Source organism: Armatimonadota bacterium (genome assembly GCA_035527535.1).
GTDB lineage: Bacteria > Armatimonadota > Hebobacteria.
In genome coordinates this window covers 25927-47770 of the sequence record DATLAK010000044.1, presented here as the reverse complement: position 1 = coordinate 47770, position 21844 = coordinate 25927, and the positions used below count along the sequence as shown (strand labels likewise).

The 21844-nt window shown below is 67.8% G+C and carries 21 protein-coding genes; 17 read left to right on the top strand and 4 right to left on the bottom strand.

What is annotated here, in order from left to right; all coding sequences use genetic code 11:
- The first annotated feature begins 226 nt into the window (after positions 1-226).
- Positions 227-562, top strand: a complete 336-nt coding sequence (locus VM221_02755) for a hypothetical protein (protein ID HUT73741.1) — start codon at positions 227-229, stop codon at positions 560-562.
- Positions 559-2151, top strand: coding sequence for a hypothetical protein (locus VM221_02750; protein HUT73740.1), 1593 nt, complete (start codon positions 559-561; stop codon positions 2149-2151). The genes VM221_02755 and VM221_02750 overlap by 4 nt, the downstream gene beginning before the upstream one ends.
- A 203-nt stretch (positions 2152-2354) precedes the next feature.
- Here VM221_02750 and gcvH read toward each other — a convergent pair whose 3' ends face one another.
- Positions 2355-2744 (bottom strand): glycine cleavage system protein GcvH, encoded by a 390-nt coding sequence (gene gcvH, locus VM221_02745; protein ID HUT73739.1) that lies wholly within the window; start codon positions 2742-2744, stop codon positions 2355-2357.
- A 243-nt stretch (positions 2745-2987) separates the two neighbouring features.
- On the opposite strand from gcvH, the gene VM221_02740 reads away from it, so the two are divergent.
- Together VM221_02740 and VM221_02735 are read left to right on the top strand one after the other, a co-directional pair.
- Entirely contained in the window at positions 2988-3587 is a 600-nt protein-coding gene (locus VM221_02740) for a YbhB/YbcL family Raf kinase inhibitor-like protein (GenBank protein ID HUT73738.1), read from the top strand.
- A 200-nt stretch (positions 3588-3787) separates the two neighbouring features.
- Complete coding sequence (locus VM221_02735) at positions 3788-4177, top strand: RNA-binding protein (protein HUT73737.1); 390 nt, start codon at positions 3788-3790, stop codon at positions 4175-4177.
- A gap of 169 nt (positions 4178-4346) precedes the next feature.
- Here the strand turns inward: VM221_02735 and VM221_02730 are convergent, their stop codons facing one another.
- Complete coding sequence (locus VM221_02730) at positions 4347-5081, bottom strand: ThuA domain-containing protein (GenBank protein ID HUT73736.1); 735 nt, start codon at positions 5079-5081, stop codon at positions 4347-4349.
- Between the two features lie 405 nt (positions 5082-5486).
- Here VM221_02730 and VM221_02725 point away from each other — a divergent pair, with 405 nt between their 5' ends.
- The 3 genes from VM221_02725 to VM221_02715 all read left to right on the top strand — a co-directional run bounded on the left by VM221_02725 (position 5487) and on the right by VM221_02715 (position 10809).
- Positions 5487-8240, top strand: coding sequence for a glycoside hydrolase family 38 C-terminal domain-containing protein (locus tag VM221_02725; GenBank protein HUT73735.1), 2754 nt, complete (start codon positions 5487-5489; stop codon positions 8238-8240).
- 192 nt (positions 8241-8432) lie between these two features.
- Entirely contained in the window at positions 8433-9398 is a 966-nt protein-coding gene (locus VM221_02720; GenBank protein HUT73734.1) for an asparagine synthase-related protein, read from the top strand.
- Between the two features lie 127 nt (positions 9399-9525).
- Positions 9526-10809: a class II D-tagatose-bisphosphate aldolase, non-catalytic subunit gene (locus VM221_02715; GenBank protein ID HUT73733.1), complete on the top strand. Its 1284-nt coding sequence runs from the start codon at positions 9526-9528 to the stop codon at positions 10807-10809.
- 185 nt (positions 10810-10994) lie between these two features.
- On the opposite strand, the gene VM221_02710 is transcribed toward VM221_02715, so the two are convergent.
- Complete coding sequence (locus VM221_02710; GenBank protein ID HUT73732.1) at positions 10995-13064, bottom strand: hypothetical protein; 2070 nt, start codon at positions 13062-13064, stop codon at positions 10995-10997.
- Positions 13065-13258: 194 nt separating this feature from the next.
- On the opposite strand from VM221_02710, the gene VM221_02705 reads away from it, so the two are divergent.
- The 10 genes from VM221_02705 (at position 13259) to VM221_02660 (ending at position 21499) form a co-directional block, all read left to right on the top strand.
- Positions 13259-13516 carry a hypothetical protein gene (locus tag VM221_02705; protein HUT73731.1) on the top strand — a complete coding sequence of 86 codons (258 nt, stop codon included), beginning with the start codon at positions 13259-13261 and terminating at the stop codon, positions 13514-13516.
- Complete coding sequence (locus VM221_02700; GenBank protein HUT73730.1) at positions 13507-14850, top strand: FAD-dependent oxidoreductase; 1344 nt, start codon at positions 13507-13509, stop codon at positions 14848-14850. The genes VM221_02705 and VM221_02700 overlap by 10 nt, the downstream gene beginning before the upstream one ends.
- A 100-nt stretch (positions 14851-14950) precedes the next feature.
- On the top strand, positions 14951-15163 hold the full coding sequence (locus VM221_02695) for a hypothetical protein (GenBank protein HUT73729.1): 213 nt from the start codon (positions 14951-14953) through the stop codon (positions 15161-15163).
- A 32-nt stretch (positions 15164-15195) separates the two neighbouring features.
- Positions 15196-16596, top strand: coding sequence for a hypothetical protein (locus VM221_02690; GenBank protein ID HUT73728.1), 1401 nt, complete (start codon positions 15196-15198; stop codon positions 16594-16596).
- Positions 16597-16923: 327 nt separating this feature from the next.
- A complete protein-coding gene (locus VM221_02685) occupies positions 16924-17226 on the top strand; it encodes a nucleotidyltransferase domain-containing protein (GenBank protein ID HUT73727.1) in 303 nt (100 codons plus the stop codon).
- Positions 17216-17572, top strand: coding sequence for a HepT-like ribonuclease domain-containing protein (locus tag VM221_02680; GenBank protein HUT73726.1), 357 nt, complete (start codon positions 17216-17218; stop codon positions 17570-17572). Before VM221_02685 ends, VM221_02680 begins: the two co-directional genes overlap by 11 nt.
- 5 nt (positions 17573-17577) lie before the next feature.
- Positions 17578-17745: a hypothetical protein gene (locus VM221_02675; protein ID HUT73725.1), complete on the top strand. Its 168-nt coding sequence runs from the start codon at positions 17578-17580 to the stop codon at positions 17743-17745.
- Positions 17742-19061 (top strand): alpha-L-fucosidase, encoded by a 1320-nt coding sequence (locus VM221_02670; GenBank protein ID HUT73724.1) that lies wholly within the window; start codon positions 17742-17744, stop codon positions 19059-19061. The genes VM221_02675 and VM221_02670 overlap by 4 nt, the downstream gene beginning before the upstream one ends.
- A 258-nt stretch (positions 19062-19319) precedes the next feature.
- On the top strand, positions 19320-20438 hold the full coding sequence (locus VM221_02665; protein ID HUT73723.1) for a uroporphyrinogen decarboxylase family protein: 1119 nt from the start codon (positions 19320-19322) through the stop codon (positions 20436-20438).
- Between the two features lie 179 nt (positions 20439-20617).
- Positions 20618-21499 (top strand): hypothetical protein, encoded by an 882-nt coding sequence (locus VM221_02660; GenBank protein ID HUT73722.1) that lies wholly within the window; start codon positions 20618-20620, stop codon positions 21497-21499.
- Here VM221_02660 and VM221_02655 read toward each other — a convergent pair.
- The gene (locus VM221_02655) at positions 21496-21792 is read right to left on the bottom strand and encodes a DUF6504 family protein (GenBank protein ID HUT73721.1); all 297 of its coding nucleotides are present in this window, start codon (positions 21790-21792) and stop codon (positions 21496-21498) included. The two genes, VM221_02660 and VM221_02655, sit on opposite strands and share 4 nt — an antisense overlap.
- Positions 21793-21844: the final 52 nt, after the last annotated feature.

Genomic DNA, 21844 nt, shown 5'->3' with positions numbered 1-21844 from the left:
CTATCCGAAGAACCGACCGACTGTCATCCCGAGCGGCAACGAGGGATCTCGTTCCGAACCGAGATTCCTCACGGAGCTTGCCCTGAGCAGGGGCAGATTCCTCGTTGCGCTCGGAATGACGGCATGCGAAGGGTTCGGAATGACATGCCCGTGGAGTGTGAGTTTTAGGATAGGTTCTATGTCACCCTGAGCGTTAGCGAAGGGTATTGGCAAGGGAGTCATCGCCATGATCAATCATGAGGAGCAGGAATTCGAGGCACGGCTGCGCGCGCTGCCGACCGCGGCGCCGCCCGAGGCGGTGCGCGAGCGCGTATTGCGCGCGGCCGCCGCCCGGGCGACGCGGCGAACGTGGGCGCGACCGCTCGCCTACGCGCTGTGCCTGCTGGGCTTGATCGCCCTCGACCTGGGGATAGATCGCGCCCAGTCGGCGCGGCTGGCGCGACTGACGGGCAACGTGGGCATCTCGGCGGCGAGCGGCGAGGCAAGCGCAGACGCGCTGGCGGCGTTCCGCCAGCGCCAGGCGATACTCGCAGCGATGCCGGAGCAGGAGGACATGCTATGAGCGACCGCGACGAGTCTGCCGCGAGCCGTTTCCCGACCTTCCGGGCGGCTCCGCGATGGCTGCTTGGATTGCCGTGGCACACGGCGCACGGCGTGGCCTGGTTGTGGCGCAAGACCTGGCGCTACACGGCCGCGCTGCTGGCGCTGCTCATTCTCGCCCACATTGTGCTCAACGTCGTGGCGAGCCGGCGATTGGGGCGAGAGCTGGCCCGGCTGCGCGCCGAGGGCGCGCCGCTGACGCCGGCGGAGGCCGCGCCGCCGAAGATTCCGGACTCGGAGAACGCCGCCGTGCTTTACCAGAAGGCGTTCAATGGGCTGGCGAACGAGGAGGATACGCTTTTCTTGCGGAGGGCTTTGTACAATGGGCCCTGGCGGTTCTCGGGACAGCCGGGAAAGGGGCTGCCGCCGCCATCGCAAGCCGAGATCGAGGCGTTCTTGGCCCAACATGAGGGTGACTTCCGGCTGCTCAGAGAGGCTTCTCTGCGCCCCGCGTGCCGCTTCCCGGTCGAGTGGGAGAAGGGCTTCGAGGCGCTGCTCCCCCATTTGGGACAAGCGCGCAACGCGACTCGCTTCCTGGTCGCGAAGGCGCTGGTGGACGCCCGCGACGGGCGCGCAGGCGCGGCGCTCGATGACCTGGGGACCGCGATTCGCATGTCAAATCACATGAGCGCCGAGCCGACGCTGATCGCGCAGCTCGTTCGCGTCTCGTGCATCGCTATCGTGTCCGCTGGTCTCCCCGAGGTCCTGGAGAAAGCCCCGCCGACGGCGCAGGAGAGCCGCGCATTCTACGACCTGCTGGGCCAGGTGGACATGACCGGCTCGTGGCTGCACGGCATGGAGGGAGAGCGAGCCATGGGGCTGTGGGGCTTCGATTACGTGCGCCGGAGTCCGGACAACTTCATGGTGATGTTCTCGATGTCAGGAGTGAACCGGGGCCCAGCATGGGCGCGACGGCACAGGTTCGCGCTGCGGGCGCTTTTCCCCCTTGCGCGTGTGGTGTGGATGCCATTCCTGAAGCTCGATGAAACGTACTTCATACGGGGCTGGGAGGAGACAATGCCGCTCCACAAGAAACTCTCTCGGGACAGCCGAGCGGATTTCGTTCGGCTTGAGGAAACGATAAGGGACCGCTTCCCGCGATACGCGATCTGGACGCGGGCGTTCTTCCCGGTTTTCAGTCGCGCGTCGGAGGCGCGTGACAGGGGGATTGCATTGATCGGGATGATGCAGGCGGCGCTGGCGCTGCGGGCCTACCAGGTCGAGCACGGCGAATACCCAACTTCTCTGGCTCAATTGAAAGCCCGCGGCGGCTGGGCGATCCCGGATGATCCGTTCTCCGGCAAGCCCTTCATCTACCGACCCGATGTGGCCCAGCCCGCCCGTCCTGAGCCTGTCGAAGGGCCCTCGGCTGGGAATGGGCAGCCACCAAGGGCCACTCCTGCACATGCAGGCGCAGGCTACCTCATCTACAGCGTCGGGCCCGACGGCAAGGACGATGGGGGGCTTGATAACGTCACCGCTCTTGAGCGGAATCGAGGCCAGCGCGGATCGGAAGTCACCTACGACTACCCCCTCCGCATGAAGCGGTGACGAGGGGCGGCAGGCCGGCCTTCATCGGCACGGGTGTGACTCTTTATGGTGGGGCAGGCGTCCTCGCCTGCCAACCTCTCGCAGCCGAGACGGCTGCGCTACCAGGCATGTCTTGTGCATTCCCACTTCTGGAGTCACACCCATCGGCACGTGCGGCGGCCGGGCGTCGCGGGGCGGCAGCATCGCCCGCGGCCGGGTCCCCCCTACGGCGCTTGCTCCTTGGCCAGGTACGCCTGGTAGGCGGCGCTGTCGAGCAGGTCCTCCGCCTCCGACGCGTCGCTGAGCTGGACCTTGAAAAGCCAGCCCTCGCCGTATGGATCCTTGTTCACCGTCTCGGGCGCATCCACCAGGGCCTCGTTGATTTCCGTCACCTCGCCGCTCACCGGGCTATTGACATCGCTGACGGCCTTGACCGACTCCACCTGCCCGCAAGGCGCGCCCGCGGTGACGTCGTCCCCCACCTCGGGCAGCTCGACGTACACCAGATCTCCCATCTGGTCCTGAGCGTAGTGGGTGACGCCAATGGTGGCTGTTTCGCCCTCTATGCGCGCCCATTGGTGAGTGCTGGTGTATCTCAGATCGCCAGGGTACATAACTACCTCCTTGTGGTGAGCTCCGCGCAGTTTTCGTCGGCGGCCACGGCTTGACCTGCCGCCGGTAGTTTTTCCTGCTCGCGGGTGTGCGCAGTTCGGATCACCCGCCCCCAGACCCGACGGCGGGGTCGGCCGGCGATTCCCGCCGCGCCCAGGAGACCGCTGACGCATGGGGCCCCTTCCAGGTGCGCCTGCGATATGGTAGCATGCAGGGGACATGAGATCGTGGAAGAGGGCCGAAGCATGAGCCAAGTCACGCGCTGGATCGTCGCCGGCGGCGTGGTTGCGGCGATACTCGGCCTGGGGGCCACCGGCTGCCGGCGACAGCCGCCCGCCCCCGAGGTCACGCCGCCTGAGGAGGTGAGCACCGTGGGAGAGCGCTTTGCCGTCACCAGCCCCGCCTTCGCGGAAGGCGCGCGCATACCCGCCCGCTACACCGCCGATGGGGCCGACGTCTCCCCGCCGCTGTCGTGGCGGGGCGCGCCCGAGGGCGCCGTCTCGCTCGCCCTGATCGTGGACGACCCCGACGCCCCGCGCGGCACGTGGACGCACTGGGTGCTCTACGACTTGCCCGCGGCGCGCACCGCCTTGCCCGAGGGCGTCGCCACCCAGGAGACGCTGTCGGACCTCGGCGGGGCCAAGCAGGGGCTCAACGATTTCCGCAAGGTCGGCTACGGCGGGCCGGCGCCGCCGCCGGGGCCGGCGCACCACTATCGGTTCACGCTCTACGCGCTCGACGCGCCGCTCGACTTGCCCCTGCGGGCGAGGGCGGCCGACGTGGAGCGGGCGATGCAGCCGCACCTCCTGGGGCAGGCGCGGCTGGTGGGAACGTATTCCCGCTGAGGCGCGCAGCAGATGTGCGGACGATGAGCCACGGGGCAAGAGGTAATCCCCCACCGGCGTGGAAATCGAATCACGCGGCGAGGCGTCCCTGTCCTCTCTGACTGTCGAGCAGACGGCAGCTGGTTCAGCGGACGAAGCGCTAGGCGGTCGGTGACCGCGACTATAGGGTTCCGCTGGGACGGAACGAGAGGAGAGGGCACGTGCCCAACAAGACGCTGTATGTAGGGAACTTCCCCTACGACACCACGGAGGCGGACGTGCGGCAGATGTTCGAGAAGTTCGAGCCGCTGACCGAGGTGCGCATGATGGGCAACCGAGGGTTCGCCTTCGTCGAGCTCGATGAACAGAACGCCGACGGTGCCATTGCCGAACTGAATGGGCAGGACTTTCGCGGTCGCCCGCTGACTGTCAATGAGGCGCGTCCGCGCGAGCGCAGCGGCGGCGGCGAGCGCAGCGGCGGCGGCGGGCGCAGCGGGGGCGGTGGCTTCGGCGGCGGTGGCGGGTTCGGTGGCGGTGGCGGTGGTGGCCGCGGCGGTCGCGGGGGCGGCGGGGGCGGCGGCGGGCGTGGTGGCCGAGAGCGGCGCTGGTAGCCCGCCACCCGACGCTGCAGCTACATAACATGCCATGTCGCAGGCGGCCCTGATAGACCGGGGCCGCCTGCTGTTTTTTCCTCGACGAGACCAGGGCGGTCGCAACCGTATAGGTATGCAGGTCTCGGCGCGTAGGGTGCTCTGCCCCACGCTCACGCCCCGAGGTCCGTCAGTCCCCGGTCAGCTTCTCCAGCGGCTCGACATTGCCGAACGTCGGCGGCGCCGCGTGCGCCGTCGCCGCCCAACGCACGGCATTGGTGATGACGCGGAGTACGTTGGCGTCGTGATAGATGGGGAGCGTCTCGTGCCCGGGCCGGAAGTAGAAGATCTTGCCGCGGCCGCGATTGAAGCAGCAGCCGCTGCGGAAGACCTCGCCCCCGGCAAACCAGCTCACGAACACCAGCGCGTCGGGCGCCGGGATGTCGAAGGGCTCGCCGTACATCTCGGTGTGGGGCAGCTCGAAGTACTCCCCCAGCCCCCCGGCGATGGGGTGGCTGCGGTCCACCACCCACAGGCGCTCCTTCTCACCCGCCTCGCGCCAGCGCAGGTTGCACGTGGTGCCGGTCAACGCGCGAAAGATCTTCGAGAAGTGCCCCGAGTGCAGCACGATCAGCCCCATGCCGTCCAGCACCCGCGCCTGCACCCGCGCCACGATATCGTCCTGCACCTCTCGGTGCGCAGTATGCCCCCACCACGTCAAGACATCGGTGGCGGCCAGCACCTGCTCCGTCAGGCCATGCTCCGGCTCGTCGAGGGTCGCGGTGCGCACCTCGAAGCCCTCCTGCCCGCGCAAATGCTCCGCGATGGCCCCGTGCATCCCCCGCGGGTAGATGGCGGCGATGTCCGCGCTCTTGCGCTCGTGGCGAAACTCGTTCCACACCGTGACGCGAATCGGCTTGCTCATGCTTCCAGGTCCTTTCTTCAGCTCAGACCACGCAGCGGAGACCGGCGCCCCTGGGACCCCATGGCGCAAAGCGCCGCGGAGTTCCGGCCGCGCCGCATCACCTCTATTGCGGGTGGTCGTGAGTCCCCCAATTCCATGGCCGGGGACGACCTCCTGCCGGCGCCTGCCCCGGCCGCGTCGCGAGGGAAACGGCGCGGGGGCTGTTCCCGCGAGAGCTGGTCGGGCAAAACCTGGAGCACGTGTTCGACGGCCGGCGGGAACGGGCGGGGGCAGAGCCCCGGCCGTACGGAGCCACCGGTTGCGGCAGGGCCGGCGCGGGCGCACAACGAAACTGCTCTCCATGACTGTCAACCGCCTGACTTCCACGGCGCTGCGCGCCGAAGGTGAAAGGGGAACTGCACACCGATGCCCGACGGCAAGATCATCCACGTCATCTGCAACACCCACTGGGATCGCGAGTGGGTCTATCCCTTCCGCGAGACGCAGCTGCTGCTGGTCGAGTTCATGGATCATCTCCTGGATCTGCTCGAGCAGCGGCCTGACTACCATTCGTTCCTGATGGACGCGCAGACCCTGTGCGTGGAGGACTACCTGGAGCTGCGGCCGGAGAACCGCGAGCGCATTGTCAAGCAGGTGCGCGCGGGGCGGCTGCTGATCGGGCCGTGGTATTCGCTGCCGGAGGAGTACATCGTCAACGGCGAATCGCTGGTGCGCAACCTGGTGGTGGGCCACCGGGTGGCGGAGGCGCTGGGCGGGCCGATGAAGCTCGGCTACACTCCCTTCTCCTACGGCCAGACGTCGCAGATGCCGCAGATCTACCACGGCTTCGGCATTGATACCATCGTCTTCTACCGCGGCATCAACACCCCGCACTCGGAGTTCGTGATGGAGGGACCGGACGGCTCGCGGCTGCTGGGGTGTCGCTTCGGCGCGCTGTCGCGGTTCAGCTTCTATTTCTATATCTACCGCATGGTGCGCTACGACAAGACGCGCGACGACTGGCGCTATGAATGGGACCGCGGCGCACTGCCCTTCCGCCTGTGCAATGAGCAGCACCCACGCGCGCACTACTACGTGGTTGACCCCGAGCGGAAACTCGACCTGCGCGAGTACATCCCGGAGCAGGTGCAGAAGCTGGTGCGCGACGAGTCACAGCATTTCACCACGCGCCATATCGCCTCCATGCAGGGGTTCGATTCCTCGGAGCCGGACCCGGTGGAGATTGACCTCATCGCCGAATGCCAGGCCCACCTGCCCAACGACACCATCAAGCAAAGCAGCCTGCTGGAGTACTTCGCGGGCATGCGCCAGGAGGTCAAGCACCCGTTTGTCATCCACGGCGAGAGCCGCGACCCCGGCGCGACCGGCAAGTGGACGCACCTGTTCGGCGATGTCATCGAGAGCCGCACCCGTACCAAGCGCGCCAACGCCCACGCCGAGACCTTGCTGCAGCGCAAGGCCGAGCCGTTCGCGGCGCTCGCCTGGACGCTGGGCGCGGAATACCTCAAGCCCGCCTTCGATATCGCGTGGCGGTACCTGCTGCACAACCATCCCCACGACACCATTTGCGGCGCCGGCGTGGACCAGATGGAGAAGGACATGGGGCACCGCTTCGACCAGTGCCGCATCATGTCTGAGGGGCTGATGCGGCGCGGCCTCCAGCACCTGCAGCGGCGGATCAACAACGACGACATTGATGTCTCGGAGGCGGTGCTGACGGTCTTCAACCCCTCGCCCTTCCCGCGGTCTGAAGTGGTGACGGTGCTGCTGGACCTGCCCGACGAATCGGGATACGAGGGCTTCGCCATCGTGGATCCCCAGGGGCACGAGGCGCCGTGGCAGGAGGTCGCGCGCTGGCCGCAGGGCACCCTCGTGCGCAACCTGCAAGACATCAGCCTGGAGCAGCGCGCAACCCGCATCCGGCTCCACCTGTGGGCGAAGCAGGTGCCCGCGCTCGGCTACAAGACCTACCACTTGCAGCGGCGCAGCAGCGAGCACCGTGCGCCGGGAAGCTTGGTCGTCGCCCACAACCTGATGGAGAACGAGCACCTGCAAGTGCGCGTCAACGACAATGGTACGCTGTCAGTCACCGACAAGCGGACGGGACATACCTACCACGGCTTGCACTACTTCGAGGATGGCGGCGAGGTCGGCCACTCGTGGGTGCACATGGCGCCCGCCCACGACGAGCTCATCACCAGCCACGGCGCGCCGGTCGAGGTCGCGCTGGAGCAGGAGGGGGCGCTGCTGGCGCGCTATCGGGTGCGGGTGCGAATGGAGATTCCCGCAGGGATCGAGACGCGCGACGACGGCGCGCATCGCGCCGCCGAGCGCAAGCCGCTGGTCATCGAATCATGGATTACCCTGCGCCGCGGGGCGCGCGCGGTGGACATCGTGACGCGCTTTGACAACCAGTGCCGCAACCACCGCCTGCGCGCGGTGTTCCCGACCGGCGTGGCGGCGAAGGTGTCGGCGGCAGAGGCGGCATTCGATGTCATTGAACGGCCGATTGATCGCACCCCCGACAGCCTCTACTACGAGCGCGACAACCCCATCTATCCCAATCATCGCTTCGTGGACGTGAGCGACGGCGAGGTCGGGGTGGCGATCATCAATGACGGGCTGCGCTCGTTCGAGGCGATTGACAGGCCCGAGCGCGCGGTGGCGATCACGCTCATGCGCGGGTTCGTGTTCTGCCAGTCGCCGGTCATAGATCGCTGGGACGTTTACCCCGAGATGACGCTGGCGCAGTCGCTGGGCGAGCACGAGTTCCGCTATGCGATCTACCCGCACGCCGGCACCTGGGAGCACGCGGGCGTGTATCGCGAGGCGGAGTCGCACAGCTTGCCGCTGGAGGTGGCGCAGGCGGGCAAGCACGGAGGCGATCTGCCCAAGGAGCTGAGCCTGCTGACGATCGAGCCGGAGGCGGTGGCCTTGAGCGCCCTCAAGCGCGCCGAGGATCGGGAGACGCTGGTCGCGCGCATCTACAACCCGACGGCACACGACGTGACCGCGACCCTGGCGGCGTACAAGCCCATCGCTTCGGCGGCCCTGCTCAACCTCAACGAGGAGGTGCAGGAGCACCTGACCCCTGACGGGAGCAAATTGTCGCTGCCGCTGAAGGCGAAGCAGATCGCAACCGTGGAGTTCACATTATAGGAGTCGTCCGCGGATCGCGCAGATGAACGCAGGGGATCTAACCCGCCTTCGCGCCCGGCAGGTGCGCGCGGAAGGAATCCCCCCTCGCGCCGTCGCAAGAATATGGTTCCGGCCCGGGGCCGTCGGGCTGCCCCGACTGGTGTGGGCGCACCGCCCGCCTTATCGCCGCATAACGACGCGGAGGACCTGCTCATGAGCATCACGGAGATCAAGTCGAGCGAGCTGGATGCGGAACAGTTCATCGCCGACAAGGCGGCGGAGATCGCGGCAACGGTCGGCGACGGGGTCGCGATCAACGCCCTGTCGGGCGGAGTGGACTCCTCGGCGGTGACCATGCTCGGCCACCGCGCGTTGGGCGACCGTCTGAGGACGTATTTCGTCGAGAATGGCCTGATGCGCGAAGGCGAACCCCAGCGCATTGTTGACCTTTTCGCGGGGTTGGGGGTGATAGTCGAGATCGTTGACGCGCGCGACCAGTTCTTCGCCGCGCTCAAAGGCGTAACCGACCCCGAGGAGAAGCGCGAAGCGATAACCCAGACCTTCTACCAGCATGTCTTCGGCAAGCTCGTGCGCGACAGCGGCGCGAAGTTCCTGCTCCAGGGAACGATTCTGACCGATGTGGATGAGACGGTGGCGGGCATCAAGCGCCAGCACAATGTCTTCGCGCAGCTCGGCATTGATCCCCAGGACGCGTTTGGCTACGCGATTATCGAGCCGTTGGTGCAGTTGCGCAAGGACGGCGTGCGCAAGGTCGCCGCGGCACTGAAGCTGCCGGAATCGGTGTCCAACCGCAAACCGTTCCCGGGGCCGGCGCTGGCCGCGCGCGTCGTTGGCGAGGTGACGCCGGAGAGGATCGAGACGGTGCGGCGGGCGACCGTCATCGTCGAAGCGGAGCTGTCGCATACGGAGGCGTTCCAGTACATGGCGATTCTGCACCAGGACCGCGTAACCGGTATGCGCGATGGCAAGCGCGAGTTCGGCTTGCAGATCGAGGTCCGCTGCTGGGACAGTGTTGACGCGCGCACGGCGGCGCCGACGCGCTTGCCGCATGAGGTGCTGGAGAAGCTGGCCGCCAGGATGACCTCGGAGGTGCCCGGGGTGGTCAGCGTGACCTACAATATCGCCACCAAGCCGCCGTCAACGATGGAGGTCGTCTAGCTCCCCGCAGCGGAGCCGATGACGCAGAACCCGGCTCGCGAGTGCGCGGGCCGCACCGGCATGCCCCGGGGCATGCCGGTGCGGCCCGGGGCTTATCTTTCTCCCTACCGACGAGGAGGTGCATGAGTTGGGAACCAGGTTGCCGCTTGACTTGACTCTGAATGAGGTCGTCGCCCGTCTGCTGGGCCGCTATGAGCAGGAGGGATGGGCGCCGACGCTGCTGGGGGTCGGGCCGATGTCGGCGCTGGTGGTGCGCGCGGCGCTTGCGGTGGGGCGCGACGCCGACTGCCCGGTGATGCTGATCGCCAGCCGCAACCAGGTGGATGCCGCCGCGTTCGGGGGGGGCTATGTCGAGGGCTGGACGCAGGAGACCTTCGCCGCGGACATCCGGCGCCTGGCGGCCGCGGCCGGGTTCGAGGGCCTGCTCTATATCTGCCGCGACCACGGCGGCCCCTGGTTCCGCGACGACGAGATGCGCGCCGGCCTGCCTCTGGAGCAGGCCATGGCGAGCGCGACGGAGTCCCTGCTGGCGGACCTCGCGGCGGGCTTCCACCAGCTGCATGTTGACCCCACGCGCGATCCCGGCGGCGCGGTCGCCCCGGAGGACATCGCCGCGCGCAGCCTGGAACTGGTGCAGACCATCGAGCGCGTCCGCACCGAGCGCGGCCTGCCGCCGGTTTCGTATGAGATCGGCACCGACGACATCCGCGGCGGGCTGACGGCCGAGGCCGATTTCGCGGGGTTCCTGACCGACCTGCTGCGCCAGCTCGAGGCGCAGGGGCTGCCGCGCCCTGCGTTCGTCGTGGGGCAAACCGGCACCTTACTCAAGATGCGGGACAACGTCGGCGTCTTCGACGCGGCCACGGCGCGGCGGCTGGCGAGGGTCGCGCGCGAGCATGGCCTCGGCTTCAAGGAGCACAACGCGGACTACTTGCCTGACGACGTGCTGCGCGCCCACCCCGAGCTGGGCATCACCGCCGCCAACATCGCCCCCGAGTTCGGTCACGCCGAGACGGAGGCCCTGCTGGCCCTCGCCGACCGCGAGACGGCCGCCCTGCGCGAGAACCCCGCCCCCGGTGTCGCGCCATCGGACTTGCGGCGCATCGTCGAGGACCAGGTGCTCTCCGCCGGGCGCTGGGCCAAGTGGCTGCGGCCGGCGGAGAAGGGCACCACCGAGGCCGACCTGCGCGCGGACCCGGCTCGCCGCGCGGAGGTGACCATCGTCTGCGGGCACTACACGTTCACCCATCCGCAGGTGAAGGAGGCGCGGCGGCGGCTGTACGCCAATGCCCAAACTCTCGGCGTCGCCGCCGATCCGGAGCGCGAGGTGCTGCATGCGGTCACCTCCGGCATCGCGCGTTATGTCCAGCCGCTGCGAATGGAGGGGGTGACAACCTGGCTCCGCGGGTGACACCCCGACATGTGGGGGCTGCAGGCGCGCGATGCTGAAGCGGCGCTCGGCGCGGTCGCGCAGGGCGGTGGCGATGTTGCCCTTGCGCTTGCGTGCGCGCCCGGTTTCTATCTGATGCGCTCATCGCAGCCGTGGGGGCGGCTCGCGAACCGCCCCCCGGATCTGCGCGTTTGCGTCGCCCCTGGCTACTGCGGCCGCAGGACCTCGCGGCGGATGGTGGCGCCGGTGCGCAGGTTGCGCAGTTCGAGGTTGACGTCCCGCAGTTGCGTCCAGTTGGCGGGAGTTACCACCGCCCCGGTCTGCGTGGCGAGCGTCTGCACCGGGGCCTGCATCGTCAGCACCCGCCCCGCCTGGAAGCTCTGCATCTCAACCTGGTAGCGCACCGCGGCGCCGGTGCGGTTCTCGATGGTCACCCCGCTGCGGTCCGCCTTGGGCGTCAGCCGCAGCCCCCGCGCTCCCTCCAGCACCTTGACGCCGATCACGCGCTCCTGGCGCGGGCCGACGCGCATGATGGCGCGGAGCTGCGCCGGCTGGTCCTGGTTCCACAGCAGCGAGACCTGGTTGGTCAGCAGGCGGGCCAGGGTCACCTGCGCCTGATCGCCGCCGGATTCCACCTCGAACACGGCGCCCGGAGTGAACGCGCGCAGCTTGCGGCCGCGAACGCCGGCGAGCTGGAGGTCGAGCTGCTTGTCGCGCGCGCGACGGAAGATGTAAACCGCTGGGAAGTCGGGGTCGGTGGTGGTGCCGGTGTCGGGCAGGAACAGCCCCGCGTTGGGGATGCGGGTCTTGGTATCGGTATTGATACGGCCGGCGACGTAGAAATGGCGCCCGCGCTCATCGCTGATCTGGGTGATGCGCCCGGGCTTGTCCAGGACCAGGGTGACCATGGTGGCGGCCTCGCCGTCGGTCGCCTCGGTCGGCAGGTGGGGGTTGGCGGGGGTGCAGTCGGCGTAGCTGCGACAGATGGTGCGGGTGGCGCTGCCCCAGGTGAGGGCGCCGGTGGTCTTGTTGATCTCGACTACCCGGGTGCCATCGGCGGTCTCGTCCTCGGCGTAGGGGACGTTATTGTCGTAGATGAAGATGCGGCGGGTGTTGCCGACCTCCTCGGTGCGATAGGGCCAGACGCAGTGCCCCCAGCCGGGGCCGTAGATGCTGAGCAGGGGCTGGTTGCCGGCGCCGAGCTGGCCGATGAGGGTGCGGCAGCGCTCCCACGCCTGGTTATGGTCCTGGTTGTCGAGCAGCCACTGGCGGTTGGCCATGATGCTGGCCTCGAGCTGGGCCGCCTGGTCCTCGTTGACGGTGCGGTGCACCTCGTTGACGAAGTCGTAGCTCCAGGCGCGCGCGAGGCGGTGGCCGTTCCACCACGACTGGTGGGCCGACCACGGCTGCCAAAACAGGGTGCGGATGGCGCGCAGGGTCATGCCGAAGCAGTTGCCGCCGCGGCCCACGCCGCGGTAGGTGCTGTCGAACCACGCCTGGGCCGCGGGCAGGTGATGCCCGGCGCCGTCCTCCACCTCGTCGGCGCCGAAGTAGTGGCGGAAGTTCTCCCACGGCATCCCCGGCGGGTTGGGCTCGCCGAAATTGGCGAACTTCCAGCCGTGCCACCCGCGCCAACTGCGCGGCGCCACCACCCGGTAGTTGAGATGATTGCCCGCGCGGTCGGCGGCGGTGTCCTTGACGTAGAGGTCGTAGTCGTGCGCCAGCGCCAGCGCCGGGATCTCGCAGCCGATGCAATCGCCCCAATCCTCGCCCCAGGGCATGTAGTGGGTAGTGCGCGCCGCCCCGTCGAACCAGACCTCGCAGTCGGCGTTCATGCCGATGCCGTACACCAGCAGGTAGCTGTGGGGCGCGCCGTCGCCGCTGGCCGGCCACACGCTGGTGACATGCGGCAACTTGATGGCGAAGGGCGGGCGGGCGATGATGGAGCGGTCGAAGCGCATGGCCGCCACGCCCAGCTTGCTCGCCACGCCGCGGTCGCGGCTGGCGGCGACCGCCTGCTGCATGCCGGCGGGCAGCTTGGCGAATGCCCCCAGCACCGCCTGCTGCTGGTCCCGGGGCCAGCTCTGCTTGGCTACCAAGCCCTGGAAACTCGCTTGGATGCTCGCCGTAGGCGGCGCGAGAACCTTGGCCGCAGGGGCGGCGATGATCTTGGGCGTCACCTTAGTCGGTGCCGAGACCTCCGCGCCGGCCGTGAAGGCCAGCAGCCCCGTCGCCAAGGCAACCACCAAGAGTGCGACGATACATGCCTTTCGCATCGGACTCCCTCCTCGCCGGCGCACATGCGCCTGGGCAGCTCTAACCGCTCGCTACTAGCCGCCGCTGACCGGCTGTCCTGCCGCGCCAAGTTGCAGAAGGCATCCCGGCGCGAGCGGCGAAACGGCGGTCTCCGCGCATCGCCCCCGCGCCCCAGGGCGTGGCCGTGCATCCATAGCAGTTGGGGAGGCGCGAGATGATAACCGCACTGAGAGTACATCCGGCATACTGGCTGGAGCAGGAGCGGCTGCTGCGGCGGACCTGGCTGGAACATAACCGGGGCACGATTGACCGGCTGCACGCGCTCATCGAGCAGGCGGCGCACGCGGTCTGGCCGGGCTCCGCCGAGACGACTTGGGAGCGCGACGCAGCTCCTTGCCAAGATCCATTCGCCGCCCTCGGGGCACGGAGCGGAGGCGAGGGCTGCGCACGGGAGCGAACGCCATGCACGTAATCGTACCGCAGGCAGAAACACCGGTCCTGGCGCAATGTGATGTTCTCGTCTGCGGCGGCGGTCCTGCCGGGGTCGCCGCCGCGATCGCGGCGGCCCGCCACGGGGCCGAGGTCGTGCTGCTTGAGCGCTGGCCGTGCGTAGGGGGCATGGGGACGGCGGCCCTGGTCAACCATTGGGTGCGGAGTGATCGCGAGAAGCTGGTCATCTTCGGGCTGGTAGATGAGTCCGCCAGACGGCTGCACGAGCGCGGTTGGGCGCGCTGGTTTCCGCGCACCCCTCACCTCTACGAGACCCATTGGGTCGAGCCGGAAGGACTCAAGGTGGTCTGGCATGAGATGCTGCAGGAAGCCGGCGTGCGGACGATCTGCAATCTGGTGGCCGGCGATCCCGTGATCGAGGAGGGGAGAATCCGCGGCGTCCTGACCGACACCAAGGCTGGCCGCCGCGCGGTGACGGCTGGGATCGTCATTGATGCCACCGGTGACGGAGACGTCGCCGCCAAGGCCGGGCTGGGATTCGAATACGGGCGGCGAGCCGACGGTCGCGTCCAGGGAATGACCATGGTGTATCGCCTGTGCGGGATTGATGAGTGCAGGCGGCAGGCGATGACCGACGAGGAGATGGAGGCGATCGGCGAAGAGATGCGGGCGCTCAGCCGTGCAGGCGATCTCCCTCCCTATGGGCCTGCATTCAACCCCTGTCGCCACGCGAAGAATCGGCAGATGGCGAACATGAGCCCCGTCGCCGGCGACCCGCTCGACGAGGAGGAGCTGACAGCGCTCACGGCGCGCGCGCGGCGGCAGGCGCACGAATACGTCGGCTTCATGCGGCGCCGGATCCCCGGCTTCGAGCAGGTGGAGGTCGAGCAGACCGGTTTCGCCCTGGGGGTCCGCGAGTCGCGCCGGATCAAGGGTCGGAAGACTCTGGACGCCGACATGGTCCTCTCCGCCCGGAAGCAGCCCGATGCGGTCGGCCACGGCTTCTGGGGGATCGACATCCACGACCCCCTCGGTTCGGGCTACAGTACATGGCACGACAGAAACGAGAGCATCATGCTTCCCGCCGGGCAAAGCTACCATATCCCATTGGGGATGTGCCTGAACGACGACCTTCCCAATCTGGCAGTCGCCGGCCGGTGCGCCTCCGCGACCCACGAAGGGCTTGCGTCGGTGCGGCTTCAGTCTCATTGCATGGTCATGGGCCAGGGGGTGGGCACGGCGGCGGCGCTGGCGTTGCAGGCCGGGATCGAGATGACCGAGCTGGAGGTCGCCGGGCTGCAGGATGTGCTTCGCGCCGACGGCGTCTATCTCGAGCAAGTGCCGCCCGCCGCGTAGTGCCGCCCTCCCCATCCCCCTCGCAGCTCGCGGGCACGAGAGGCGGCCGTCGCGCGGCACGTGGGCGCGCGCGGGCGCGAACGGCCGGGCGGCGGTGGTGGTGCTCAATGCCTCGCTCGACCCGCAGCCCGAGCTGGCGCTGCGGCTACGGATGCCGCCGGGTGAGGTCGAGCATGTGCCGATGGAGGGGAAGACGGCGTGGTTGGAAACTGAGCCTACGCCGGAGCCGGGGTACCGGCGCGTCGCAGTGCCCGAGGTCGCGCCCTGGAGTATGCACCTGCTGCTGTTCGAGCAGCCGCCGACGCCGGAATGACCACGATCATCACAGGATAGGGGACGGTTGAAATGGCAACGACCAGGACCGAGAGAACGCCGGATGAGCGGCAACTCATGCTGTCGCCGCGCAACTTCATGCAGGCGGCGTGGGGAATGGGGGTGGAGGAGGCGCAGGTCCGTGCGCAGAGCGCCCGGATCGTGACCACGGGGGCGGTGTTCGAGATTGACGCGACGAAGGGGCGCATCGTCTGCCGTGCGCGGCTGCCGAGTCCGCGGCGCGTGGTCACAGTACAGGTCGCGCCCGCCCGGTTGACGGGGATGCGGGTGGCGGCCGAGGGTTCGGGCGCCCTCATCCTGCGGGCGGACCGGGGCAGAACCACCCTGCGCGTCAACTGCGATTCGCTGCTGCACATCTCTACGCGGCGGGGAGCCGAGGTGACCCTCCACTGCCACATCGAGCCTGAGCTGCGCAGCGTGTGGCTGGCCAACCTCATGCGCCTCGATCCCGACGGCGGCTTCGGCGCCTACGTGATAGGGGACGGCGCGTTGAGGGAGACGCCGCGCGGGGCGATCTTCTTCCTGCAGCCCGCGGACGTGCTGCTGGTCGGCATCTTCCCTCCCAAGCCCTATCCGCAAAAGCGCGCCGACGAGGAGGTGGTGGTATGCCACCCGCCGGTAAGCGTCAAGCACCCGTATTGGGAGCGGCCGGAAATGGAGGACATCGCGCGCTGGGGCAAGGTCCTGCTGCCGGCCAACGAGATGCAGTGGTGGAAGCGCTGGAACATGGAGTTCGAGCCGCGACATTCCCGCCGCTGGGCGCGGACGATTCGCTGGGCGCACGAGTTGGGGATGCGGATTTTCGTCTATGCCTCCCCCTTTTACTTCTACCGCGGCAGCCGCTACGAACCGTGGGCCGACCAGTACCCCGAGGCGATGATTATCCCCGGGGTCGCGGACGGGGAGAACGTCGAAGTGTATCTCGCCGAAATCAAGCGCCTGCTGAATACCGAAGCGATCGCCCCCGACGGGCTCTATTTCGACGGCCTCTACCTGGGCTCGGTAGCGCGCTCCTACTACCTGGTGCGCAAGGCCCGCGAGATACTGGGCGACGACCGCATGCTGATGCTGCATACCACCGGCAATCCGCCGGGGGCCGGGTATGTCAAGGGGTGGTGCCCCTTCCTTTACTGCCCGTTCATTGACACCTGGGGCGACTACAACTTCCGGGGCGAGGCGCAGGAAGGCCGCTACCTGGAGCCGGAGTACCTGCGCTACTTCATCTCCGGCTACAACATCAGCAACACCATCGGGCTGCTGTGCAACAACGGCGACCCCACGCTGACGCGAGAGCTGGTGGAGCAGGTGCTGGCGGCGCAGGCGCGGCTGATGATCTTCAGCCCCCCCAGCCCGGGCAACGCGAAGCTGCTGCGCGGGCTCTACTTCCCCCGCCTGCGGGCGGAGAAGGGGTGATCATTCACCCCACGCGGGCCACTCAGCCGGCAACGCGACTGCGGCTGCCCTGGCCGCGGAGCTGCGCTCGACCACGCGTGGTCCCGCGGCGCCTTGCGCTGCATCGCGGGTTGACGGTAAGATGAAGCCAACGCCCTGCTCCGAGGAGCAGGTTCTAGTACGCCAAGGAATCCGCCATGAGAGGCCCTGAGAAGGTGGCTGTGACCTCACCCGACCTGATCGCCGACCAGGTCGAGCGACTGTGGGAGATCTTCCTGGAGACGTTTGCCGAGGGCAAGGTGGGCGGGTGAAGAACAGCGGCTGAAGACGATCTAGCGGAGGTGAGAGATGCCACTTGCTATCGCGGTGGATCGAGGGCGCATTGAGGGGTTTTGTCGGAAGTGGAGGGTTAAGGAACTATCCATCTTCGGCTCGGCGCTGCGGGAGGATTTTCACCCGGACAGCGACGTGGACGTACTAGTCGAGCTTGAGGAGGACGCTCCCTGGGATGCGTTCGGGTGGGTGGACATGATTGAGGAGCTTGAGGCGATTCTTGGGCGACAGGTAGATCTGGTAGATAAAGCGGGGTTGCGGAACCCGTTCCGCCGGCATGCCATTCTGCGCACCCGCGAGGTGATCCATGCAGCTTGACGAGAAGGACGCGGGATACCTCTGGGATATGCTGGATGCGGCCAAGACCGCGCTGGAGTTCGCGGCCGGCTATGATGCGGAGAGATACCTGCGCGATCGCAAGCTTCAGCTAGCCGTCGAGCGGCTGGTGGAGATCATCGGCGAGGCCGCGCGCAGCGTCTCTTCCGACTTCCGGGAGGCCCATCCTGAGATCCCTTGGCGACGCATCATCGCACAACGGCATGTCCTCACCCACGAATACGGCGAGATACGGCAGGGGAACATGTGGGTGCTGATTTGCGATTACCTTCCGCAACTGACGAAGCAGCTTGACGCGCTGCTTCCCCCGCATCCCGCCAAGGACTAGAACTGATGCAGTTCAAGTTCGACGCCAACCAGGAATACCAGGTGCGCGCAATCGAAGGGGTGGCGACCCTGCCCAAAGGCCAGCGGCGGATCGAGGCTGACCTCTCCTTAACGCTTGGCGACGGGCTCGGCATTGCGTCGAATCGTCTCGCCGGCGCGGCGCAGCTGCCGTGACGCGGAAGACCACAGCCGGGAGCCAGCCTGACCAGCCGCCGTGGGTGTACGGCCGCGAGGGGATGCCGGTAAGCCCCGGCATTCGGCGGGTCGCGGCGCCGAAGCGGCCTCCGCTGTCGGCGCGCCAGGAGTGGTTCAAGGACCGCAAGTTCGGGATGTTCATCCATTGGGGGGTGGAATCCATCATCACCCACCGCCCGGAACTGGCGCCGCCGGCGCTGCCGTGGTCGGCGGCTGATTTCGACGCCCGGTCGCTGGGGACGGAGCTCGACCGGCTGGGAAGGTCGTTTGCCCCCGCCGCCTGGGTGGACCTGGCGGAGCGTGCGGGCCAGCGCTACATCTGCTTCACCACCAAGCACCACCTGGGGTTTGCCAATTACGCCTCCCGCCACAGCGACTACAACACGGCGATGCTCGGCCCGCGGCGCGATTTCCTGCGCTCGCTGGCTAATGAGTGCCACCGCCGCGACATGCCCCTGTTCGCCTACCTGTCGCTGCCGGACCTGCATCATCCCGACTGCCGGCCGCTGGATGCCGCCGCCTGGCAGCGGTTCATGCAGCACCTCCTCTCCCAGTTGGAGCAGCTGGCAACCGATTACGGCCCCCTCGCCGGTTTCTGGCTCGACCCCGGGCCGTGGAACGGGGCGAGCTACCGCTACCCGATGGCGGAAGTCGAGGCGTTCGTGCGCGCACGCTGGCCGGAGACATTGGTATCGTCGCGGGATTGGGATGGCGCGGAGCAGACTTTCGACCGCCGGGTGTTCCTGGACGATGAGGGCCAGGTGCTCGATTACGAACTGTTCCCTGAGGGCGGGGGGCCGCAGCCGGAGGCGTGGCCGTTCGAGGTGTGTGACACCATCGGCGGGTCATGGTTCCATAATCCGACGGACGCCAATCGCAAGGACGCGCTCACCCTTATCCGGCGGCTGGTGGAAGTGGTGGGGCGCGGGGGCAACTACCTGCTCAACCAGGGGCCGCTCGCGTCGGGCGCAGTCAACCCCGAAGACGCCCGACCACTGGAAGTGGTGGGCGCCTGGCTGCGCAAACACGGCGAGGCGGTATATGATACACGCCCCCTGGGCACGCCGGCCCAGGCGTGGGGCTGGCCGGTGGTCAGGGGAGAGACGATCTACCTGCACGTTCTCGAATGGCCGGGCGAGCGATTGTGGCTGCCGGGGATCGAGCAGCCCGTGAGCGCGGCGCGGTGGCTTGGCGGGAAGCCGCTGCGATGCGACGCGGCGCCGGAGGGGATCACCATCCACCTGCCGTGCGCGCCGCCGGATGAAGTGGATTCCATCATCGTGCTGGAGCAGTAGAGTGGCCTGGAGCCCGTCGAGGAGGACTGGATGACACAACGGGATGAGATCGGCGGCGCCGGGCAGGGGAGCGATCCTGGCGCGGAGAAGAGTTTTTCGCATGCGGGCCTTTGTGGCTCGGCGTGAGCACCCTCGCATGACGCGCAGGACCGATCAGTATGGAAGGGCGGGCAGACCAGGACTGCTCCCCGATTGACCCCGGGCCCGCCCGATCATCGCTGAGGACCGACACCAACATCTTTCTCCTCGGGGGTCACCGTGACACATCGGGAACGCTTGCTGGCGACGCTGCGCTTTGAGCCTGTTGACCGGGTGCCCGATTACGAGTTCGGCGCCTGGGAGCAAACGATCAACCGCTGGGAGCAGGAGGGATTGCCCGCCGGCCTGGGCGGCGTCTGGGGGAGCATCCAGTGCTACTTCCACACCGACGAAAAGGACTTCGGCCCCACGCTTGGGATCAACATTGCCCTGTTCCCGGCATTCGAGCGTAAGGTGCTGGAGGAGAAGGGCGACCACGTCATCGTCCAGGATCTCGACGGAGCCGTCTCGGAGATGATGAAACCCGAGCTGGGCGCGTCCATCCCCCGCTACCTGCGCCACGCGCTGGAGACGCGCGCGGACTGGGAGCTCATCCGCGATGAGCGCCTCAACCCCGACACGCCGGGCAGGATACCGGATGACATTGATGACCGCTGCCGTCGCACCCTCGACGCCGACTATCCCGTCGCCGCCAACTGCGGCTCGGTCTACGGGCTGCTGCGCAACTGGATGGGCGTCGAGAACATCTCCATCGCCATCGCCGAGGATCCCGAATGGGTGGCCGAGATGATAACCCATCTCACCGAACTGAAGCTCAGCGTGTACGAGAGGGTCGCCGGCAAATGCCGCCTGGACCTGGGCTGGTGGTGGGAGGATATGTGCTACAAGAAGGGCCCGCTGGTGTCGCCGCGCTGGTTCCAACAGTACGCGGTGCCGCAGTGCAAGCGCACCACCGAATTCCTGCGCCGCGAGTGCGGGTGCGAGTTCCATATGGTGGACTGCGACGGCAACATCCACCAGCTGGTGCCGGCATGGATCGAGGGCGGCGTCAGCGTCATGTTCCCGCTGGAGGCGGCGCACACCGACGCCTACAAGATCCGCGAGCAGTTCGGTGTGCGGGCTCCCCTGCGCGGCGGCTTCGACAAGCGGGCGCTGGCCGCGGGCAAGGAGGCCATAGACCGCGAGTTCGACCGCCTGCGGCCCCTGCTCGCCGGCGGCGGCTTCATTCCCCATACCGATCACCTGGTGCCGCCGGACGTCTCGTGGGAAGATTTCGTCTACTACCGCGAGCGCAAGTGCGAGTTCATCGGCAAGGAGCCGATACCCTATACAGAGTAGATCGCACGGGATTCCCCCCTACATCCGCGCCGGGAATCGTGGGCGGCGCGGGTGTTTCCGCCCGGAGGAGCCCGGGCTCGCAGATCACCTGCGGACGCTATCCCACGCCGCCGGATGAAGTGGATTCCATCATCGTGCTGCAGCAGTAGGCCGAGCTTGCAGCCAGCGAGGAGGACTGGATGACGCAACGGGATGAGATCGGCGGCTCGGGGGTGCCCGGGCTGGTAAAGACGGGGGCGAAATACGGGCCCGTCTGCGAAGCGACGCCCTTGGTGTGGCCCTTCGACTCTGTTCACGGCGGGCAGGGACGGCGGCTGCTGCTGGTCAACATTCGGCCGCCCTCGACCGATGACCCGGCGGCGCATTACCTGGAGCTGCGGGACTTGGCCGAGGGTCGCGTGGTGAGCACCTTCGGCCGGGGATACTCCCTCGCCTCGGCGTTCGCCTGGCAGGATACGCTCTACGTGTATGGCGCGCGCAGTCAGGACGGCCGGTGGCACGATGTAAGCGAGTTCAGCTCCCGTGACCTGGTGACCTGGAGCGAGCCGCGCGTGGTCATCGCCGAGAACCCCGACGAGCAGCTGTTCAACCAGTCGGTATGCCGGGCGGGGGATCGGTTCGTGATGTCGTACGAGAGCAACGACCCGCGGTGGCCCGCATTCACCATCAAGTTTGCGGAATCGCACGACCTCGTTGACTGGCGCAAGCTGCCGGAGGTCGTTTACGGGAGCGATCGCTATACCGCGTGCCCGTGCCTGCGCCATGTGGACGGCTGGTACTACATGATGTATCTGGAACGGCGTACGCCGCACTGGGCGTTCGAGACCTTCATGACGCGCTCCCGGGATCTCCGACAATGGCAGCCGAGCCCGCGCAACCCCATCCTCGCGCCGGGACATGCGGAGTGCTGCAATGCCTCGGACCCGGACCTGGCGGAGTTCGAGGGGCGGGTGCTGCTCTACTACTCCTACGGCGATCAGATGACCTGGACCCAGCTCACGCGCGCCGAGTTTGCGGGGACGCTGCGCGAGTTCTTCGCGGCGTGCTACCCCGGCGGCTAGGGCTCGGGCTGCGGATGCAGGATGCGGTACAGCACCCAGCGATCGAGTCCACGGTCGTGATAGACCTCGAAGATGCGGCCGCCCGGCACCCGCAGCTGGAAGTACGTGCGATGGCGGCGCTGCCACCAGCGTTTCACTGGCGCCCGCAGCGGCCCCCAGCTTGCGTCGTGCCAGGTCGCCTCGACGAGCTCGACCGCATGGCGCTCACCGCGCCACTCGATTGCGGTCGGGGGCCGGCCGGCGATGTCGGCAAGCTCCACGGTTATCGTTTCGCCGACGAACTGCGCGCGCATCGGAAGGCCTGCCGTCCGCCGCGGACGGGGGCGACGATGGGATTTGCGGTGG

Excerpts from the sequence above, each read along its gene's own strand:
- gcvH (HUT73739.1), bottom strand. The coding sequence starts at position 2,744 with ATGTACCCTGGCGATCTGAGATACACCAGCACTCACCAATGGGCGCGC.
- VM221_02705 (HUT73731.1), top strand. The coding sequence starts at position 13,259 with ATGATAACCGCACTGAGAGTACATCCGGCATACTGGCTGGAGCAGGAG.
- VM221_02720 (HUT73734.1), top strand. The coding sequence starts at position 8,433 with ATGAGCATCACGGAGATCAAGTCGAGCGAGCTGGATGCGGAACAGTTC.
- VM221_02710 (HUT73732.1), bottom strand. The coding sequence starts at position 13,064 with ATGCGAAAGGCATGTATCGTCGCACTCTTGGTGGTTGCCTTGGCGACG.
- VM221_02750 (HUT73740.1), top strand. The coding sequence starts at position 559 with ATGAGCGACCGCGACGAGTCTGCCGCGAGCCGTTTCCCGACCTTCCGG.
- VM221_02660 (HUT73722.1), top strand. The coding sequence starts at position 20,618 with ATGACGCAACGGGATGAGATCGGCGGCTCGGGGGTGCCCGGGCTGGTA.
- VM221_02690 (HUT73728.1), top strand. The coding sequence starts at position 15,196 with ATGGCAACGACCAGGACCGAGAGAACGCCGGATGAGCGGCAACTCATG.
- VM221_02740 (HUT73738.1), top strand. The coding sequence starts at position 2,988 with ATGAGCCAAGTCACGCGCTGGATCGTCGCCGGCGGCGTGGTTGCGGCG.
- VM221_02700 (HUT73730.1), top strand. The coding sequence starts at position 13,507 with ATGCACGTAATCGTACCGCAGGCAGAAACACCGGTCCTGGCGCAATGT.
- VM221_02730 (HUT73736.1), bottom strand. The coding sequence starts at position 5,081 with ATGAGCAAGCCGATTCGCGTCACGGTGTGGAACGAGTTTCGCCACGAG.
- VM221_02680 (HUT73726.1), top strand. The coding sequence starts at position 17,216 with ATGCAGCTTGACGAGAAGGACGCGGGATACCTCTGGGATATGCTGGAT.
- VM221_02675 (HUT73725.1), top strand. The coding sequence starts at position 17,578 with ATGCAGTTCAAGTTCGACGCCAACCAGGAATACCAGGTGCGCGCAATC.
- VM221_02755 (HUT73741.1), top strand. The coding sequence starts at position 227 with ATGATCAATCATGAGGAGCAGGAATTCGAGGCACGGCTGCGCGCGCTG.
- VM221_02655 (HUT73721.1), bottom strand. The coding sequence starts at position 21,792 with ATGCGCGCGCAGTTCGTCGGCGAAACGATAACCGTGGAGCTTGCCGAC.
- VM221_02725 (HUT73735.1), top strand. The coding sequence starts at position 5,487 with ATGCCCGACGGCAAGATCATCCACGTCATCTGCAACACCCACTGGGAT.
- VM221_02685 (HUT73727.1), top strand. The coding sequence starts at position 16,924 with ATGCCACTTGCTATCGCGGTGGATCGAGGGCGCATTGAGGGGTTTTGT.